The organism is Nocardia sienata NBRC 100364 (assembly GCF_001613205.1).
Taxonomy (GTDB): Bacteria; Actinomycetota; Actinomycetes; order Mycobacteriales; family Mycobacteriaceae; genus Nocardia; species Nocardia sienata.
Genome location: NZ_BDBX01000003.1, coordinates 166,519 through 185,517, shown reverse-complemented (window position 1 = coordinate 185,517; position 18,999 = coordinate 166,519). Strand labels below are relative to the sequence as shown.

Sequence of the window (18,999 nt, the reverse complement as noted above, 5' to 3'; positions counted from 1 at the left end):
GGATCCCTCCTACCAGGTTCGGGTCGCGCCGGTCTCGAGCTTTTCGCCCCGGTGCCGCCAGCGTGGCTCTTTGTCGACGGTACGACCGGTGATGCCGCGGAGGCTGCGGACCACCGATCCGTAAAGGCCCGAGGCGGCGGAGGAGAATTTCCCGCCGGGCGGCTCGTCCATGAAAGGCATGAATTTGTCGGGGAAGCCGGGCATGGTGCAGCCGATGCAGATACCGCCCACGTTCGGGCAGCCGCCCACACCGTTGATCCACCCGCGCTTGGGCACATTGCACTTGACCACCGGGCCCCAGCACCCGAGTTTCACGATGCATTTCGGGGAACCGTACTCGGTGGCGAAATCACCCTCTTCGTAGTAGCCCGCACGATCGCAACCCTCGTGCACGGTCGCGCCGAACAGCCACTTGGGGCGCAGCGCGTCGTCGAGCGGGATCATCGGAGCTTGACCGGTGGCCATGTAGAGCAGATAGGTGAGCGTCTCCGACATATTGTCCGGCTGGATGGGGCAGCCGGGCACGCAGACGATCGGGATTCCCGCCTTGCTCTTCCAGTCCCAGCCGAGATAGTCGGGCACACCCATGGCACCGGTCGGATTACCGGCCATGGCGTGGATGCCGCCGTAGGTCGCGCAGGTGCCGGCCGCCACGATGGCCGTGGCCTTCGGGGCGAGACGGTCCAGCCATTCGCTGGTCGTCAGGGGCTGGCCGGTGGCGGGATCGTTGCCGAATCCGCACCAGTACCCCTCCTCGTGCAATTGTTCGTTCGGTATCGACCCCTCCACGACCAGCACGAACGGGTCGATTTCGCCACGGTCTGCCCGGAAGAACCATTCGAGGAAATCGTCGGCGCCACCATTGGGACCGCACTCGAAATCGATGAGCGGCCAGTGCACCGCGACTTTCGGAAGACCGGGGAGGGCGCCGAGGGCGATTTCCTCGACACTGGGCTGGGTGGCGGCGGTCAACGCCACCGAATCGCCGTCGCAACTGAGACCGGCATTGATCCAGAGCACGTGGATCAAAGTCTCTTCGGCTCGGACCGCTTCCTGAGTTGGCATACGCTGCCACCTTCCGGAGTCGAAGCGGGGACTGGCCGTTCCGGCTCATAGACCACGGATTGTGACTCTGATCACAACAGTCTAGACGGGGTGACCTGCGCCCTCAAGGCTCGTCGCGGCCGCCCGGCGCTGCTCCGCCAGCCATTCGTACCAGCGCTCGATCCCCTCGCCGGTGGCGGCCGAGACCGGGAGGAGTTCGAGGCCCGGATTGACCGCACGCGCGTAGTCGGTGCAGGCGGCGAGATCGAAATCGACATAGGGCAACAGGTCGATCTTGTTCACGAGCACCAGGCCGGCCGCCGCGAACATATGCGGATACTTCAGCGGTTTGTCCGTCCCCTCGGTCACCGAGATCAGCACGACCTTGCGGGCCTCACCGAGGTCGAACAACGCGGGGCATACGAGGTTGCCGACGTTCTCGATGAACAGCAGCGTGCCGGGCCCGGGGTCCAGCGCGTGCAGCGCTCGGCGCGTCATCTCCGCATCCAGATGACAGCCGGCCCCCGTATTGACCTGCACCGCCCGGGCGCCGGTCGCCGCGATCCGCTCGGCATCGCGGACCGTCTCCTGATCCCCCTCGATCACCGCGATCGGGGTAGCGGGCAGCGCGCGGATCGTCCGCTCGAGCAGCGTGGTCTTGCCCGCGCCCGGGGAACTGGTCATATTGAAGGCCACGATGCCGCGCCCGCGCAGCCACTCCCGGTTGTGCTGGGCCAGATGGTCGTTGCGCGCGAGCACTTTCTGCTCGAGCGATACCGTCTCGGTCGCCGGCGGGTGGGTGTGCGGGGCCCCACCGTCGTGTACGTGCTCCTGGCCGCCGCGTACGTGCTCGTCGCCGGGACCGTGCGTATGCGGCGGCCCGTCCCGGCCGTGTTCGTGTCCGGGATCGGCCGGCCCGTCGCGCCCGACCGTGATCACGCCTACCGTGTCGTTTCCACATCCGCAGGTTGCGCACATTCTCGGCTCACTTCCATCGAGCGGATCCGCAGCTCCCGGCCCGCCCCTATCGCCACATCCGCGCTTCCGCACGGGCACAGCGGGAGCAGCTCGGTGACGGTGAAGTCCGCACCGCAGTCACGGCAGTGCGCCGCACCCGGTACGCACCGGATATCCAGACTCGCGCCGTCCGCGACGGTGCCCTCGGCGGCGATATCGAAAGCGAATCGCAGCGCATCGGGTACCACGGCGGTCAGCACACCCACATCGACGGTCACGCGATACACCGCACGCCCCGCCGCGTGGTCGCACACGGCGTCGACAACACTCTGCGCAATCGCGAGTTCGTGCATCATGCTCTCGACTCGTCGAGGGATAACTGGATGCTACTCCCGCCGCACACTCCGAAGTCACCCCGCGGCGGGCCCGATCGTCGCACTCACGCAGGTAGATCACCGCCATCCGAGCCGAGCCGGAGTGATCGAGTATGCGATTCGACCGGCAGCGCCGGTTCCGCGCCGCGCATGGCCGACGAAATCCCACACAACGCCACCGCTCCTCGCCGCGCTACCGCGTCGACGGGTCGAGCGGACGGAGGCCCATCGAGTGCACGATCGGGCAGCACCGCCGATGTCCACGCCCGGTGAACCGAACCGAAGACCGTTACCGCGCGTCACCCGTGCCGGCGCCGAGGAGACCCACCGCCAGCTCGGTGCCGGTCGCCGCCCGCACCTGCTCCACCTCCACCTCCGGGGCGAGTTCGCGCAGTACCGGCCCGCCGTCCTCGATATCGATGACGGCGAGATCGGTGATGATCCGCTGCACCACGCCCTGCCCCGTCAACGGCAGCGTGCACTTCTCGACGATCTTGGCGCCGCCGGCGCGATCGGTGTGCTCCATGACGACGATGACGCGGCGGGCGCCGTGCACCAGGTCCATCGCCCCGCCCATCCCCTTGACCATCTTGCCCGGCACCATCCAGTTCGCGAGGTCACCGGTGCGCGAGACCTGCATACCGCCGAGGACGGCGGTATCGATGTGCCCGCCGCGGATCATGCCGAACGACAGCGCCGAATCGAAGAACGCCGCCCCGGCGTTCACCGTCACGGTTTCCTTACCCGCGTTGATCAGGTCGGGATCGACCGCGTCCGCGGTGGGATAGGGGCCGGTGCCGAGAATGCCGTTCTCCGAGTGCAGGACGACCTTCACTTCTGGCGGGAGGTAGTTCGGGATCAGGGTCGGCAGGCCGATGCCCAGGTTGACGTATTCACCGGGACGCATTTCGGCGGCGGCCCGTCGCGCCATCTGCTGCCGGGTCCAACTCATACCGATGCCTCCTGGACTGTGCGCTTCTCGATCCGTTTGTCCTGCGGCCCGGTACAGACGACGCGCTGGACGAATACGCCGGGCAAATGGATCTGCGAAGGATCCAGCTCGCCGGGTTCGACGAGTCGTTCCACCTGGGCGATGGTCACTTTCCCGGCCATCGCGGCGAGCGGATTGAAATTCATCGCGGTCTTGTCGAACACCAGATTGCCCTCGGTATCGCCGACGACGGCGTGCACCAGCGCGAAATCGGCGAGGATCCCTTCTTCCAGGACATAACGCCTACCGTGGAATTCCCGCACCTCTTTGGGCGGGGATGCCACCGCCACCGAGCCGTCGGCCCGGTACCGCCAGGGCAGACCGCCCTCGCTGATCGGCGTCCCCACCCCGGCCGGGGTGTAGAACGCGGGGATGCCCGCGCCGCCGGCCCGCAGGCGTTCGGCCAGCGTGCCCTGGGGTGTCAGTTCCACCTCGAGTTCGCCCGCGAGATACTGCCGGGCGAATTCCTTGTTCTCTCCCACATAGGACGCCGTGACCCGCGCGATCCGCTTGGCGGAGAGCAGGATCCCCAGACCGTAGTCGTCGACCCCGCAGTTGTTCGAGTAGACCTCGAAACCGGTCGCCGGTCCCGCGGCGATCGCGGCGATCAACGCGTCCGGGATACCGCAGAGCCCGAAACCGCCGACCGCCAGCGTCGCACCGTCGGCGATATCGGCGACCGCCGCGGCGGCCGACGCCGCCACCTTCGCGCTCATCGGTGGGCCTGCGTGGCGGGCAGGATCCGGGCACGCACCTCACCGAAACCGATCCGGGCGCCCCCGGGCCCGGGGGCGGTGGCCGCGATGGCGATCTCGTCGCCGTCCTCGAGGAAGGTCCGGGTCTGTCCGTTGACCTCGACCGGTTCGGCGCCGCCCCAGGTGAGTTCGATGAAGGCGCCGCGCTGATCTCTGTTGTCACCGGAGATCGTGCCGGAGGCGAACAGGTCGCCGGTGCGCGCCGCGGCCCCGTTGATCGTGGTGTGGGCGAGCATCTGCGCGGGCGACCAGTACATCTGGGCATAGGGCGGCCGGGAGACCAGCTGCCCGTTCCATTCGACGGTGAGGTCGATGTCCAGGCCCCATTTCTGCTCACCGCGCAGGTACGGCAGCGGTTCGGGGTCCTGGACCGGCGTGTCGATCCGGGCCGCTTCCAGGGCGGCCAGCGGCACCACCCACGGTGAGATCGAGGTCGCGAAACTCTTCCCGAGGAACGGACCGAGCGGCACGTACTCCCAGGCCTGGATATCGCGGGCGGACCAGTCGTTGACCACCACCGCGCCGAAGACGTGCTCGGCGAATTCGTCCGGCGTGATCACGGTGCCCGGCTCGGAGGGCACCCCGACGACGAAACCCAGCTCGGCCTCGATGTCCAGTCGCCGGGACGGGCCGAAGCTCGGGACCTCCTCGGCGGGTGATCTGCGCTGCCCGCAGGGGCGGACGATATCGGTGCCGGATACGAATACGGTGCTCGACCGGCCGTGGTAGCCGACCGGGAGGTGTTTCCAGTTCGGCATCAGCGGCGCCGAATCGGGCCGGAACAGCCTGCCCAGATTGGTGGCGTGCTGTTCGGAGGCGTAGAAATCCACGTAGTCGGCGACCTCGATGGGCAGATGCATGGTGACATCGGCGAGGTCGAACACGGCGTCCGCGGGCACTTCGCCCCGGACCAGTTCGGTGATCCGGGTCCGGGCGGCGGCCCACTGCCGGGGGCCGCGAGCCATGAAATCGTTGAGCGACGGGCGCGCGAACACCTCGTCCCCCAGCGCGACGGCCAGATCGACCACCGTGTCCGCGACCCGGACACCGACGCGCGGCGCGGTACCGGAAGTGGAGAAAACGCCGTAGGGCAGATTGTCGATACCGAACGGGGAATCGGCGGGGATATCGATGACGGTCATGACGCTGATCTTTCGGAGACGGGCCGCAGTACGGCCGGGAGCAGGTCCAGATCCACCAGTTCGGTGAGGGGGTCGCGGATACTGCAGGTCCCGAACGAGCGGAACGCGCCCCGCGCGGCTTTCGCCTCGGCGTCCGACAGCGCGGCCAGCCCGGCGGCGATCGCGGCGCCGTTCCGGTTCGCCAGCACTGCCTCGAGCGCGCCGGTATCGGCGCCGGCGAGAGCCAGGTGGGCCGCGAGCAGCAGATTGAGGAAGCCGTGCTGTTCGAATCCGGTGGTGGGATCGGTATTGCGAACGGCGTGGTGCAGTCCGGCGGTCGCCTTGAACGGGATCCCGGCGGCGACGGCCGACCGCAGCGCCGCCGCGAGCTCCCGCTCGTCCGGATACGCCGCGGCCACGATGCCGCCGGTACGGAACTTCGCCGCGTAGGGCGAGCCGGCGAGCCGCTCCAGGAAGGCCGGGCGCCGGTCGTCCCGCGGTACCTCGACATACAGCTCGAGGCCTGCGGCCGGGCCGGCGATCGAATCGAGCGCCGCGAAGAATTCCGTCGCGGACAGCTGCGCCGGGGCCGCGATCTCCAGGCCCGTCACGGTCGGCCCGTCGAGCGCGGCGGCCTGTTCCAGCGCCGGAATCACGGTCCCGGGTCCCTCCGGGGCGGTGAACACCACGGCCAACGGGCCGGGTGCCCGTTCCGCCAGTTCGGCGAGCCGCGGGATGGGGAAGATCAGCGGTCCGACGAGCGCGGCGAAATCACTGTCCCGATAGCGCGCGTGCGCGGTCAGCGCGTCGGGCAGCGGCGCGTTACCCGGTGGGAAGAGCGCCGCGTCGTCGCACAGCCCACGCAGGAGAGTGGGGATCACGCGCTCGCCTCCCCCAGCCACGACCACGCGTACTCGGGGTCCTCGCACGCCAGCGCGCCCTCGCCCAGTTCCAACGGGGCGAAGGTGTCGACCATGACCGCGGTCTCCTCGACGGATTCCAGTCCCAGCGAACGTTCCATACCCCCGGGCTGCGGCCCGTGCGCATGGCCGCCCGGATGTACCGACACCGAGCCGAGGCCGATACCGGAACCCTTGCGCGCCTCGTAGTTCCCGCCGCAGTAGAACATGACCTCGTCGGAGTCGACATTGGAGTGGTAGTAGGGCACCGGGACGGCCAGCGGATGGTAATCGACCTTGCGCGGGACGAAATTGCACACCACGAACCCGGTGCCCTCGAACGCCTGGTGCACCGGCGGCGGCTGATGGATCCGGCCGGTGATCGGCTCGAAATCGTCGATATTGAAGGTGTACGGGTACAGGCAGCCGTCCCAGCCGACCACATCGAAGGGATGCCGCGGGTACACCATGCGGGTGCCGACGATGCCGCGGGAGGTGCGGTGTTTGACGAGTACCTCCACCTCGCTGCCCTCCGCGAGCAGCACCTCCTGGGGGCCGTGCAGGTCGCGTTCGCAGTAGGGCGCGTTCTCCAGCAGCTGCCCGAACCGCGAGAGGTACCGCTTGGGCGGCACGATATGGCTGCTCGACTCGATCGCGTACGCGCGCAGCGGTTCGTCACCCTGCGGGATCCAGCGGTGGGTGGTGGAGGTCGGGATCACGACGTAGTCGCCCGGCCGGGCCTCCAGGGCGCCGAACACCGTCTCCACCCGCGCCGCACCGGATTCGACATAGACGATCTCGTCGCCGAGGGCGTTGCGGTACAGCGGCGACTCCTTCGCCGCGACCACATACGAGATCCGTACATCGGAATTGCCGAGCAGCAACCGGCGACCGGTGACCACATCGGTATCCGACCAGGTCCCGGCCGGGAACAGCGTGTGCAATTTCAAGTGCCGTGGCTTCAGCGGATGGTTGGGTGTGGTGGTCTGGTCGGGGACCTCCCACACATCGGCTCCGGAGATCGCCGACGGAATCCCGCGGTGATAGAGCAGCGACGAATCCGAGGAGAAACCCTCCTCTCCCATCAGCTCCTCGTAGTAGAGCCGCCCGCTGTCGTCGCGGTGCTGAGTGTGGCGTTTCGGCGGAACCTTGCCGAGTTGGCGGTAGTACGCCATGACCTGCCTCCTCGTGGAAACGGATGTGGATCTGGGAAAGGTGGGCGCACGGTGCCGCCGCGGGTGACCTCGGTCGCCCCGCGGCGGCGACGCGCTCAGTCCACCCGCAGTTCGATGCCCTTGGTCTCCTCGACGAAGAAGACCGTGCCCAGCGTGAGCAGCGCGCAGAACACGAAGTAGCCCGCGGGCGCCAGCGAATTGCCGGTCACGTCGATGAGCCAGGTCGCGATGAACGGCGCGGTGCCGCCGAGCAGCATGTTGGTGATGTTGTTGCCCAGCGCCAGACCGCTGTAGCGGACCGAGGCCTTCAGCATTTCCACGTAGGTCACATACGAGGCACCGTTGACGACCGAGACACAGATGAACAGGACCGACTGGCCGACCACCGCTTGCCAGGCACCCGCCCCGGACATCAGCACGAACATCGGGACACCGAGCACGGCCGCGGCGACACTGCCCCACAGCAGGACCGGTTTGCGGCCGTAGGTGTCGGCGAGGTAGCCGGCGATCGGCAGAGTGATCACGCCCAGAACCAGTGCCAGCGAGGTGGACAGGAACGCCAGCGTCGAGGAATGGCCGCCCGCGGTCTGCAGGTAGGTCGCCGCGTACACCGAGGCGATGTAGTAACCACCGGTGATGAGCGCGCCCAGGAAGACGATCTTGACCACGGAACCGCCGGAGGTGCGCAGCAGTTCCATCACCGGCAGTTTCTTGGTCTCACCCTTTTCTGCGAGTTCCTCGAACTGCGGGGTGTCCTCCATATGGTTGCGGATCCAGATACCGATGACACCGATGACCACGCTGAGCAGGAACGGAATACGCCAGGCCCACGACAGGATGGTCTCCTCGGAGAACAGCGAGGTCAGGGCGAGCGCGACCAGCGAGGCGATGAGGGACCCGAGATAGGTGCCCGAGTTGACCATCGATGTCTGCGTCGCACGCCAGCGCCGCGGCGCCGATTCGGAGACGAAGGCGTTGGCACCGCCGAGTTCACCGCCGGCGGCGAAACCCTGCAGGCACCTGGCCAGTACCAGGGCCGCGGTGGCCCAGACGCCCAGCGTGACGTAGGTCGGCATCAGCCCCATGAGCACCGTGGCGACGACCATCAGCAGGATGGTCCACGACAGCGCGCTCTTGCGGCCGTACCGGTCACCGATATGACCGAAGAAGATTCCGCCGGGCACCCGCAGGAAGAACGCCACCGCGAACGCCGCGAAGGTACCCAGCAGCGCGGCCGTTTCGTTCTCCGAGACGAAGAACAGGGTGGCGACCACGGTCGCCATGTACCCGTAGATACCGAAGTCGTAGTACTCGACGACGGTGCCGACGACGGCCGCGCGCACAACCTTCAGCGACGACTGGCCCTCGGATGCGCCGGCGGCCGAATCGGAGCGGTGCGCTTCTTTGGGCATCAGCTCGTTTCCCAACATGTCAGTTACCTTGTGCTTTCGTGCGAGAGTGCGACTCGGCCGCGGCCGCGCGACCGGCGATGCGCCCCATAGTCAATGCGTTGGCGACGGCGTTGCCGCCGCCCACATAGCGGAGTCCGAGGACCCCACCTCCGGCCTCGCCCGCCGCGAAGAGTCCCGGAACGGGACGCCCGGTGGCGTCGAGGACGGCAGTATCGGAAGTGATCTCGAGACCCGTATGGGTGCAGACGAGTTCGGCGGGCAGGATCTCGGCCGCGTAGAACGGTCCCTCGGTGATCGGTTCGAGCCGGGTATCGCTGTGCTTGGCGGCCAGCGAGATGTGACGGCGGAAATCGTCGTCGGCACCTGCCGGCAACTGGGCGTTCCACCGGTCGACACTGGCCTGCAGCGCCGCGGCCGGCACCTCGATGGCCGCCGCGAGTTCGTCCCAGGTGTCGGCTCGGGCGGTGCGCCCGGCGGCGGCCTCCTCGGCGACCCGCTCGGGGGTCCAATCGGTGTAACCGGCCGGAAGTCCCACCCGTGCCTTCTCGTCGAAGATCATCCAGGCGGAGCCGCCCTGCCGGTCGAGGATCCCGGTGGATACCGCGTACGGCGCGTCCTCGTCCATGAATCGGCGGCCGTCCCGGTTGACGTACAGCCGCGACGGCGGCGGGAAACCGGACTGCCAGTGGTGGTGCCGCTGGAAGTACACGGTCGGCATGAGCAGACCCCACTCGTGTCCGGCCAGCGCGGCGTCGACCCGGGCGCCGAAACGCAGGTGATCGCCCCGGCTGCCCGGCGCCGCGACGACGAACAGCGCATCGCCAGCCGCGCGCGCGGCCGGGAAGTACCGGTCCACGAACTCCCAGTCCTGGGCGAATCCGCCGGTGGCCACGACCACCGCAGCGCCGCGCACCTCGATACCGTCGGCCACCACCCCGGTGACCCGGCCGTCGGTGACCAGGAGTTCTTCCACTCGGGTGTTGAGCACCACCTCGACCCCGTGCGCCCGGCGTGCCCGGTCCAGTACCTGGACCAGGCCGTAGCCCTGGTCCTTCGGTACGTGCGCCCGCCAGACATCCTCGACGCCCGCCCGGGCCAGACCGGGCTGATGGGCGTTCCCGGATTCCACCGCGGGAATCTCGACCCCGAGGCCGATGAGCCATTCGAGTGTCGGCGCGGCCTGCTCGCAGAAGGTGTGGATCAGGCCCGGGCGCAGTACCCACTGGTTGAGATCCATGTAGTGCTGGAAGAACTTCTCCGCCGAATCCTCGATACCGAGCGCACGCTGCACACTGGTGCCGGCCGCGGTGAACAGGCCCGCGGACAGCTGGGTGGAACCACCCAGCTCCCGTTCCGATTCGAACAGCAGCACCGAGGCGCCGCCCTCGGCGGCCGAGACCGCCGCGGCCAGCCCGGCCCCGCCGCCACCGATCACGATGACATCGAATGCGTCGTCCACTACAGGCTCCCCTCGGTCTCCGCGACGATGCGGTGGTACAGGCCGTTGGAAACCAGGCCGCCGTCGACGGTGACCTCGCTGCCGGTCATATAGCTCGACCGGTCCGACAGCAGGTACAGGACCGCGTCGGTGATCTCCTGCGGCGCGCCCATCCGGCCCATCGGGATGGACCGCAGGGACGACTCCACGAACCCGCCCGAGCCGCTCACCAGCGCCGTGCCCACGAGACCGGGATGCACGGAATTGACCCGGATATTCCATTTCGCCAGGCCACCGGCCGCCGATTTCGACAACCCGGTCAGCCCCCATTTACTGGCGGAATAGGCCGGCGAGAAGTAGCCGATCTGCCCGGAGATGGAGGAGATGTTGACGATGGAACCGCCGCCGGAATCACGCATGAGCGGTGCCACGGCCTGCATCCCGTAGAAAGGCCCGAACAGGTTGATCCGTAGGGTCCGATCCCAGATCTCGTCCGGGGTATCCATGAACTCGAGCCGCCGCGAGATACCCGCGTTGTTCACCAGCCCACCGAGTTCACCGCGACGGGAGCCGATCTCGTCCACGACCCGGGTCCAGTCCTGCTGGTCGGCCACATCGAGCAGGTGGGCGCTGGCGGACCCGCCGGCGGCGACGATCTCCGCGGCCAGCTCGTCGGTGCCGGCGACGTCGGCCAGGCACACATGGGTGCCGAGCGCGCCCAGTGCCCGGGCGTGGGCCGCGCCCATGCCCGCGGCGGCGCCGGTGACCAGGACGACGCCGGGATAGGTCGGCCGGTCAGACATGGCGGGACCCACCGTCGACGGCGATGCTGTGCCCGGTGACGTAGCGGGCGCTGTCGGACAGCAGGAACAGCAGCGGCCCGAACACTTCCTCGGGCGAGCCGAGCCGGTGCAGCGGCACGACCTCGAGCGCGTGCGCGAGGGCCGCGGGGTCGTCCTGCACCCAGCGGGTCATCGCGGTGTCGATATAGCCGGGTGCGATGGAGTTGACGCGGATTCCCTTGTCTCCGAGTTCGACGGCGAGCGATTCGGTCATATGCGCCACCGCGGCCTTCGACGTGCAGTAGGCGCCGCGCCCCTTGCGCACCCGCAGCGCCGAGACCGAGGACATGTTCACGATGGCGCCGCCGGGCGCCATGTGCCGGGCCGCGGCCTGGGCGCCGTAGAGCACGCCTTCGACGTTCACCTTCAGGGTGGCGCCGATCTGCTCGGGCGAGATGTCCTCGGCGAGGGCGAACGGGAAGATACCGGCGTTGTTGATCCAGAAATCGATTCGCCCGAATTCCGCGACGGCGCGTTCGGCGAGTTTCTCGTGATCGGCGGGGACGGTCACATCCGCGCGCATCCCGACCACGCGGCCCGGTTCCGCCACGAGCGACTGCGCGGCGAGCTCGGACCCGATCCCCTGCGCGGTCGCGACGACCTGATCTTCGTTGATATCGGCGGCGACCACCGACACCCCGCGGGTGGCCAGGCCCGCCGCGAACACCGCGCCCATCCCCTGGGCCGCCCCGGTGACCACGGCGACCTTGCCGGCCATCTCCGGGTAGTGCGCGGTCATCGGTGCCGCGTCCGTGCGCCCGGGATTGAGCTGCTCGGTGGTGGTGCTCATCTGTTGTCCTCCGAAATCGTGTGGAAATCCGTGCGGCCGCGCCGCGGCCTACCGCTGTGGCGCGTCGTCGCGGGAGACGCGCCGGTGGGCGACCGACCAGCGGTCGCCGGTGAGTTCGAGGCGGTCCTCGATCGTGGTCATCCGCACCAGGCGCGGGGACCCGCCGCGCGGGGTGGCCACTATCTGCAGGTAGGCGCCGACCTCGAGGGTCGAGGAATTCAGTCGCCGGACCGCGATATTCGTGACGACGTGCCGATGTACCTCGTCCGCCGCCCGGGCCGCTGCGTGGAACGCGCGCGCGAATTCGGTGAGCGCCGCGGTCCCGGTGACCGGCTCGGGGTAGCTCGGTGAGTGGAACTCACCGGCCGGTGTGAAGGTGGCCGCCCAGTCGGCGGCCCGGCCGTTGTCGATGTGGTGGCTCTGAAAGCCGTACAGCTGGTGGACCGCGGCGACCGTCGCCGGATCGGGCAGGTCGCCGATCGAAACCGTGGTCATCGAATTCTCCTCGACGTGATCGCAGAGCCGTCGCTTGCCCCCACCGACTCTGTGTGCGATAATCGCACGCACTGTGCGATATGAGTGAAGGCTAGGTGTCGCCACTCACAAAAGTCAAGAAGGACGTGATGAACCACAGCACCGCCCCCGGCAGCGAACGCGCCCCCGGGGCCCCACTGGACTCGGGAATGTCGAAAACGCTCCACCACGGACTCGAGATCCTCGAGACCCTGGCCCGGCATCCCCACGGGCTGTCGATCACCGATCTCGCCGACACCGTCGGTGTGCACCGGACCGTCGCACACCGCCTGGTCCGCACCCTGGAAGCCCACCGCCTGTGCCGCCGCGACGACACCCGCCGCGTCACCCTGGGCGCGGGCCTGGTCACCCTCGCCGAGCCGGTCGAACAGGATCTGCGCACGGTCGCGCGGCCGGTGATGGAAGAACTCGCCGAACGCACCCGCGCCACCGTTCACCTGGTACTACGCGAGAACGAGACCGAAGTCCGCGCGCTGCTGGTGGTCGAACCGCGCAACGCACAGGTCCACGTGGCCTTCCGGCCGGGCCAGGTCCACCCCATAGATCGTGGCTCGGCGGGGCTGGCAATGCTGGCCGCGCTGCCGCCGGTCCCCGGTGAACGCCCCGAGGTGGAGACCGCGCGCGAGCGTGGCTATGCTCTCACCCGCGGTGAAGTGGTGGCGACGATGTTCGGTATCTCGGCGCTCGTACCCCGCCGCCGCGGCGAACCGGAGACCACCATCGGTATCTCCGTCTTCGAGGTCGACGACGAGCCGGCACTGGCGATCGCGGTCCGCGAAGCGGCCCGGCAACTGGGCACCCTGCTGCACTGAAGCCGGTTCGGCCCGGAATCTCCCGGTCGGGCGTTTCCGGTCCCGAACGGCCCCAAAGCCTCGGGATGCAGCACACCCCGTCACCTGCGCGAAGTCGCCACCGCGATCGCGCGCGGCCACCCCCTGCCCAATTCAACGATCGGTGACTGTAGCGCCGTGTCGGTGGATTGCGACATGTCTTTCGGGTAAGTGTTCTCCGGATCACTCGGTCGCGCGCGACCCGGCCGATCGACCCGCCTGCCGAAAATACGGGCGAGTAGCACCCGCACGCTGTGCACATAGTGGTCCCGCGGGTGCACACTACGCAGAGCCGAGCCGAAAACGGCACATCCGTGACCGTGCCCAACAGACGAAGGAGCCAGGGATAGTGTTCAGTCGTATCGCCATCGTGAACCGGGGAGAGGCGGCGATGCGCCTTGTCCACGCCGTCCGGGATCTGGCGGCCGAAACCGGGCAGCCGATCCAGACCATCGCGCTGCACACCGATGTCGACCGGAACGCGACCTTCGTCCGGGAAGCCGATATCGCCTACGATCTCGGCCCCGCCTCGGCCCGCCCCTACCTCGACCTCAAGGCCCTCGAGCGCGCGCTGGTGGCGACCGCCGCAGACGCCGCCTGGGTGGGGTGGGGATTCGTCGCCGAAGACCCGGCGTTCGCCGAACTGTGCGAGCAGATCGGCGTCACCTTCATCGGCCCGAGCCCCGACGCCATGCGCAAACTCGGCGACAAGATCGGCGCGAAACTGATCGCCGAAGAGGTGGGCGTGCCGGTGGCTCCCTGGAGCCGTGGCGCGGTCGAGACGGTGGAAGCCGCCGCGGCGGCCGCGGCCGAGATCGGCTACCCGCTGATGCTGAAGGCGACCGCGGGCGGCGGCGGCCGCGGTATCCGCGTGATCAACAACGAGTCCGAACTCGTCGACGCCTACGAGCGCACCAGCCAGGAGGCGGCGCGCGCCTTCGGCAGCGGCATCGTATTCCTGGAGCGGCTGGTCACCGGCGCCCGGCACGTCGAGGTGCAGGTGATCGCCGACGGCCAGGGCACCGCCTGGGCGCTCGGGGTGCGCGACTGCTCGGTGCAGCGGCGCAACCAGAAGGTCATCGAGGAATCGGCCTCGCCGGTGCTGCGGCCCGAGCAGGCGGCCGAACTCAAGGCGTCGGCCGAGCGGCTGGCGGTCGCGGTCGGTTACCGCGGCGCGGCGACCGTCGAATTCCTCTACCACCCGGGCGACGAGCTGTTCGCCTTCCTCGAGGTCAACACCCGCCTGCAGGTCGAGCACCCGATCACCGAGATCACCACCGGCTTCGACCTGGTCCGCGCGCAGCTGCACGTGGCCTCCGGCGGCCGGCTCGAAGGCGAACCGCCCGCCGAACGCGGGCACGCCATCGAGGCCCGGCTCAATGCCGAAGACCCCGACCGCGACTTCGCCCCGTCCCCCGGCCGGATCGCGCATCTGGACCTGCCGGCGGGCCCGGGTATCCGTGTCGATACCGGTGTCAGCGAGGGCGACACGATCCCCGCCGATTTCGATTCGATGATCGCCAAGATCATCGCCTACGGCCGCAACCGCGACGAGGCCCTGGGCCGGTTGCGCCGGGCGGTCATCGAGACCCGCGTGATCATCGAGGGTGGCGCGACCAACAAGAGTTTCGTGCTCGACCTGCTGGATCAGCCGGAGGTCATCGACGGCAGCGCCGACACCGGCTGGATCGACCGGGTGCGCGGTGAGGGCCGGCTCGTCTCCCACCGGCACTCCGCCATCGCCCTGGCCGCCGCCGCCATCGACGCCTACGAGGAGGAGGAGCAGGTCGAGCAGCACCGGCTGCTGTCCACCGCCTCCGGGGGCCGTCCCCAGGTGCAGCACGACAGCGGACGTCCGCTCGACCTGAAGTTGCGCGGTGCGAGCTACCGGGTCCGGGTCGCCCGCATCGGCGCGCACCGGTTCCGGGTCGGCATCGAGGCGGGCACCGATATCCGCACCGCCGACGTCGATCTCGAACGTTTCGATCAGCACACCGGCCAGCTCGTGGTCAACGGCGTCCGCTACCGCCTGATCACCGGCACCCACGGACCGGTGCACCTCGTCGACGTCGACGGTGTGACCCACCGGGTCAGCCGGGACGAGGGCGGCGTCGTCCGCTCCCCCGCGCCCGCGCTGGTCGTGGCCACCCCATTGGAGGTCGGCGCCGAGGTGGAGACCGGGGCACCGGTACTGGTGCTGGAGAGCATGAAGATGGAAACGGTGCTGCGGGCGCCGTTCCGGGCCCGGCTCAAGGAATGCAATGTCTCGGTCGGTACCCAGGTGGAAACGGGCGCACCGCTGCTGCGGCTGGAACCGCTCGCCGACGAGGGTGCCGAGGCCGAGGCCGATGCCGCGACCGCCACGGTCGAACTGGATCTGCCCGCCGAAGCGGACCCGCAGCCGCACCAGCGGATGATCCGCGGCCAGCAGGATCTGCGCAGCCTGCTGCTGGGCTTCGACGTCGACCCGCACGACGACCGCCGCGTACTCGAGGAGTACCTCGCGGCCCGCCGCGCGGCCGTGGCGGACAATCGCCGGCCGCTGGCCGAGGAACTCGAACTCGTGCAGGTCTTCGCCGACCTGGCCGAACTGAGCCACAATCGGTCCTGGGAGGACGATCCCACCCCGGGCCACGTCCACAGTGCCCGCGAGTACTTCCACACCTACCTGCAGAGCCTGGACGTCGAGCGGGCCGGCCTCCCGGAGTCCTACCGCGCGAAGCTCGCCAAGGCACTCGGGCACTACGGCGTCACCGAACTGGACCGTACGCCCGATCTCGAGGCCGCGGTGTTCCGGATCTTCCTGGCCCAGCAGCGGCCCGCCGATACGGTCGAGGTCGTTTCGGCGCTGCTGCGTGAATGGCTGAATGAGCCGATGCCGGACCGGGTGCTGCGCGAGCCCGTCGGCCTGGCGCTGGAGCGACTCGTCGCCGCGACCCAGGTGCGGTTCCCGGTGATCGCGGATCTCACCCGCGGCCTGGTCTTCGCCTGGTACGGGCAGCCGGTGCTGCGCCGCAACCGGGCCCGCGTCTACACCGACGCGCGCAAGCATCTCAGCTACCTCGACGCGAATCCGAACGCGGCCGACCGGTCCAGGCGAATCGCCGAGATGGTGAGCGCCACCGAGCCGCTGGTGCGGCTGCTGGGCCAGCGGCTCTCGCGCGGCTCCGCGGACAACACGGTCATGCTGGAGGTGCTGACCCGCCGCTACTACGGAAACAAGGACCTCACCGACGTCCGCACCCGCGACGCCGGGGACTACACCTTCGTCGTGGCCGAACGTAAGGGTGTGAGCCTGGTATCGGCCGCGGTCAGCTTCGACTCCCTCCCCCGCGTGGTGGCCGGACTGGCCGAACTGTCGACCGGTTCCGCCTCCATCGAGGCCGATATCTACCTGTCCTGGGAGAACCAGCCCGAGGACTTCGATGCCATGGCGGCGGCGCTGCAGGAGGTGCTCAACGCGCAGCCGGTGTCCAACCAGGTGCACCGGATCACCGCCACCGTCGCGGGTAGCGACAACGCGGTCATGCACTACCACTTCACATTCCGCCCGTCGGCGACCGGACTCGACGAGGAACGTCTCATCCGCGGCCTGCATCCCTATATCGCGCAGCGAATGCAGATGAAGCGGCTGCACAAGTTCGACCTGACCCAGCTGCCGTCCTCGGACAACGAGGAGGTGTACCTGTTCCGGTGTGTCGCCAAGGAGAACCCGGCCGATGAGCGTCTCGTCGCGTTCGCCCAGGTCCGGGACCTGACCGCGCTGCGTGACCACGACGGCCGGCTGGTCACCCTGCCGACGGCGGAGAGCACCATCGCCACCTGCCTCGACTCGATCCGCCGCGCGCAGGCCGGGCGGCCGTCGTCCAAACGGCTGCAGACCAACCGCATCGTGATGTACGTCTGGCCGCCGATCGATATCACCCGCGGCGAACTGGAGTCGATCGTCGAGCGAGTGCGGCCCACGACCACGGGCGCGGGCCTCGAGGAGATCCTGCTCATCGCGCGTCAGCGCGACGCCCGCACCGGTGACCTGGTGAAGCTGGCCCTGCGGATCTCCTTCGACGCCACCGGCGGGACCGAACTGACCGTCGGCGAGCGGTCCGACGATCCGGTCGAGCCGCTGGACGCCTACCGGCAGAAGGTGCTGCGCGCCAGCAGCCGCAACACGGTGTACCCGTACGAGCTCACCGGCCTGCTCGGTGAATTCACCGAGTACGACCTCGACGCCGATCACACGCTGGTGCCGGTCGACCGGCCCAAGGGCCGCAACACCGCGGCGATGGTGGCGGGTGTGGTGAGCACCGTGACCGAGCGGCACCCCGAAGGTGTCACCCGGGTGGTGCTGCTCGGCGATCCCACCAAATCGCTGGGCGCGCTGTCGGAGCCGGAATGCCGTCGGGTGATCGCCGCGCTGGATCTGGCCGAGAAGTTGCAGGTCCCACTGGAGTGGTACGCGCTGTCCTCGGGCGCCCGGATCTCGATGACCTCGGGCACCGAGAACATGGACTGGGTGGCGGCCGCGCTCAAGCGCATCGTCGAGTTCACCCAGGACGGCGGCGAGATCAATATCGTGGTCGCGGGGATCAATGTCGGCGCCCAGCCGTACTGGAACGCCGAGGCCACCATGCTCATGCACACCAAGGGCATTCTGGTGATGACCCCGGATTCGGCCATGGTCCTCACCGGTAAGCAGGCCCTGGACTTCTCCGGCGGTGTCTCGGCCGAGGACAACTTCGGGATCGGCGGCTACGACCGGGTCATGGGCCCCAACGGGCAGGCCCAGTACTGGGCGCCGAACCTGCACGCCGCCCGGGCCGTGCTGATGTCGCACTACGATCACACCTATGTCGTCCCCGGGGAGAAGGGGCCGCGCCGGGTGCCGACCACCGACCCGGTGGATCGCGACATCTCCACTTTCCCGCATGTCATGGCGGACAGCAGTTTCACCACGGTCGGTGAGATCTTCTCGGCCACGGCCAACCCGGACCGCAAGAAGCCGTTCGATATCCGCACAGTGATGCGGGCGGTGGCCGACCAGGACCACGAGGTGCTGGAACGGTGGGCGGGGATGGCCGATGCCGAGACCTCGGTGGTCCAGGACGCGCATCTGGGCGGAATCCCGGTGTGCCTGCTGGGTATCGAGTCGCGCGGCGTACCGCGGCGCGGGTTCCCGGCCACCGACGGCCCGGACACCTACACCGCGGGCACCCTGTTCCCGCGGTCGTCGAAGAAGGCCGCGCGGGCGATCAACGCGGCCAGCGGTAACCGGCCGCTGGTGGTGCTGGCGAACCTGTCCGGCTTCGACGGTTCCCCGGAGTCGATGCGCAAGCTGCAGCTCGAGTACGGCGCCGAGATCGGCCGCGCGATCGTCAACTTCGAGGGCCCCATCGTGTTCACCGTGATCTCGCGGTACCACGGCGGCGCGTTCGTCGTGTTCTCCAAGACGCTGAACCCGAATATGACCGTGCTCGCGCTGGAGGGTTCGTTCGCCTCGGTCCTCGGCGGCGCCCCGGCCGCCGCGGTGGTGTTCGCCGGCGAGGTGGACAAGCGCACCGCGTCGGACCCGCGGGTCCGCGATCTGGAAGCCCGCGCCGCGAACGCCTCCGGAACCGACCGCGCCACCCTCACCGCCGAACTCGACGAGCTCCGGTCCTCGGTCCGCACCGAGAAACTCGGTGAGGTCGCCGCGGAGTTCGACCGCGTGCACGATATCCATCGGGCCGTCGAGGTCGGTTCGGTCGACGCCGTCATCCGGGCCGCCGAGCTGCGTCCGCGCATCATCGAGGCCATCGAGGCACGTCTGGCCGGCTGACCCCGGTCCGGTCGTCCGAACG

The 18,999-nt window shown here is 68.9% G+C and carries 15 protein-coding genes; 2 read left to right on the top strand and 13 right to left on the bottom strand.

Annotation, left to right across the window (positions count from 1 at the left end):
* Positions 1–9: 9 nt before the first annotated feature.
* The 13 genes from NS4_RS02015 to NS4_RS01955 form a co-directional block, all read right to left on the bottom strand.
* Positions 10–1,065, bottom strand: coding sequence for an NADH-quinone oxidoreductase subunit B family protein (locus tag NS4_RS02015; RefSeq protein ID WP_063057720.1), 1,056 nt, complete (start codon positions 1,063–1,065; stop codon positions 10–12).
* Between the two features lie 81 nt (positions 1,066–1,146).
* Positions 1,147–2,022, bottom strand: coding sequence for a hydrogenase nickel incorporation protein HypB (gene hypB / locus NS4_RS02010; protein ID WP_063057719.1), 876 nt, complete (start codon positions 2,020–2,022; stop codon positions 1,147–1,149).
* On the bottom strand, positions 1,986–2,354 hold the full coding sequence (locus tag NS4_RS02005) for a hydrogenase maturation nickel metallochaperone HypA/HybF (protein ID WP_063057912.1): 369 nt from the start codon (positions 2,352–2,354) through the stop codon (positions 1,986–1,988). Before NS4_RS02005 ends, hypB begins: the two co-directional genes overlap by 37 nt.
* 310 nt (positions 2,355–2,664) lie before the next feature.
* Positions 2,665–3,327, bottom strand: a complete 663-nt coding sequence (locus NS4_RS02000; RefSeq protein ID WP_063057718.1) for a 3-oxoacid CoA-transferase subunit B — start codon at positions 3,325–3,327, stop codon at positions 2,665–2,667.
* Positions 3,324–4,082 (bottom strand): CoA transferase subunit A, encoded by a 759-nt coding sequence (locus NS4_RS01995; protein ID WP_063057717.1) that lies wholly within the window; start codon positions 4,080–4,082, stop codon positions 3,324–3,326. Before NS4_RS01995 ends, NS4_RS02000 begins: the two co-directional genes overlap by 4 nt.
* Positions 4,079–5,263, bottom strand: a complete 1,185-nt coding sequence (gene fahA / locus NS4_RS01990) for a fumarylacetoacetase (RefSeq protein ID WP_063057716.1) — start codon at positions 5,261–5,263, stop codon at positions 4,079–4,081. The genes NS4_RS01995 and fahA overlap by 4 nt, the downstream gene beginning before the upstream one ends.
* Positions 5,260–6,123, bottom strand: a complete 864-nt coding sequence (locus tag NS4_RS01985; RefSeq protein ID WP_063057715.1) for a hypothetical protein — start codon at positions 6,121–6,123, stop codon at positions 5,260–5,262. Before NS4_RS01985 ends, fahA begins: the two co-directional genes overlap by 4 nt.
* Positions 6,120–7,316 carry a homogentisate 1,2-dioxygenase gene (locus NS4_RS01980; protein ID WP_063057714.1) on the bottom strand — a complete coding sequence of 399 codons (1,197 nt, stop codon included), beginning with the start codon at positions 7,314–7,316 and terminating at the stop codon, positions 6,120–6,122. The genes NS4_RS01985 and NS4_RS01980 overlap by 4 nt, the downstream gene beginning before the upstream one ends.
* A 95-nt stretch (positions 7,317–7,411) precedes the next feature.
* Positions 7,412–8,728 (bottom strand): MFS transporter, encoded by a 1,317-nt coding sequence (locus NS4_RS01975; RefSeq protein ID WP_063057911.1) that lies wholly within the window; start codon positions 8,726–8,728, stop codon positions 7,412–7,414.
* Positions 8,729–8,747: 19 nt separating this feature from the next.
* Positions 8,748–10,187 (bottom strand): FAD-dependent oxidoreductase, encoded by a 1,440-nt coding sequence (locus NS4_RS01970; protein ID WP_063057713.1) that lies wholly within the window; start codon positions 10,185–10,187, stop codon positions 8,748–8,750.
* Positions 10,187–10,969, bottom strand: a complete 783-nt coding sequence (locus NS4_RS33140) for an SDR family NAD(P)-dependent oxidoreductase (RefSeq protein WP_063057910.1) — start codon at positions 10,967–10,969, stop codon at positions 10,187–10,189. The genes NS4_RS01970 and NS4_RS33140 overlap by 1 nt, the downstream gene beginning before the upstream one ends.
* Positions 10,962–11,798: an SDR family NAD(P)-dependent oxidoreductase gene (locus tag NS4_RS01960; protein ID WP_063057712.1), complete on the bottom strand. Its 837-nt coding sequence runs from the start codon at positions 11,796–11,798 to the stop codon at positions 10,962–10,964. The genes NS4_RS33140 and NS4_RS01960 overlap by 8 nt, the downstream gene beginning before the upstream one ends.
* Before the next feature lie 48 nt (positions 11,799–11,846).
* A complete protein-coding gene (locus NS4_RS01955) occupies positions 11,847–12,293 on the bottom strand; it encodes a nuclear transport factor 2 family protein (RefSeq protein WP_063057711.1) in 447 nt (148 codons plus the stop codon).
* Between the two features lie 128 nt (positions 12,294–12,421).
* Here NS4_RS01955 and NS4_RS01950 point away from each other — a divergent pair, with 128 nt between their 5' ends.
* On the top strand, positions 12,422–13,144 hold the full coding sequence (locus tag NS4_RS01950) for an IclR family transcriptional regulator (protein WP_063057909.1): 723 nt from the start codon (positions 12,422–12,424) through the stop codon (positions 13,142–13,144).
* Positions 13,145–13,511: 367 nt separating this feature from the next.
* Positions 13,512–18,977 (top strand): ATP-binding protein, encoded by a 5,466-nt coding sequence (locus tag NS4_RS01945; RefSeq protein ID WP_063057710.1) that lies wholly within the window; start codon positions 13,512–13,514, stop codon positions 18,975–18,977.
* Positions 18,978–18,999: the final 22 nt, after the last annotated feature.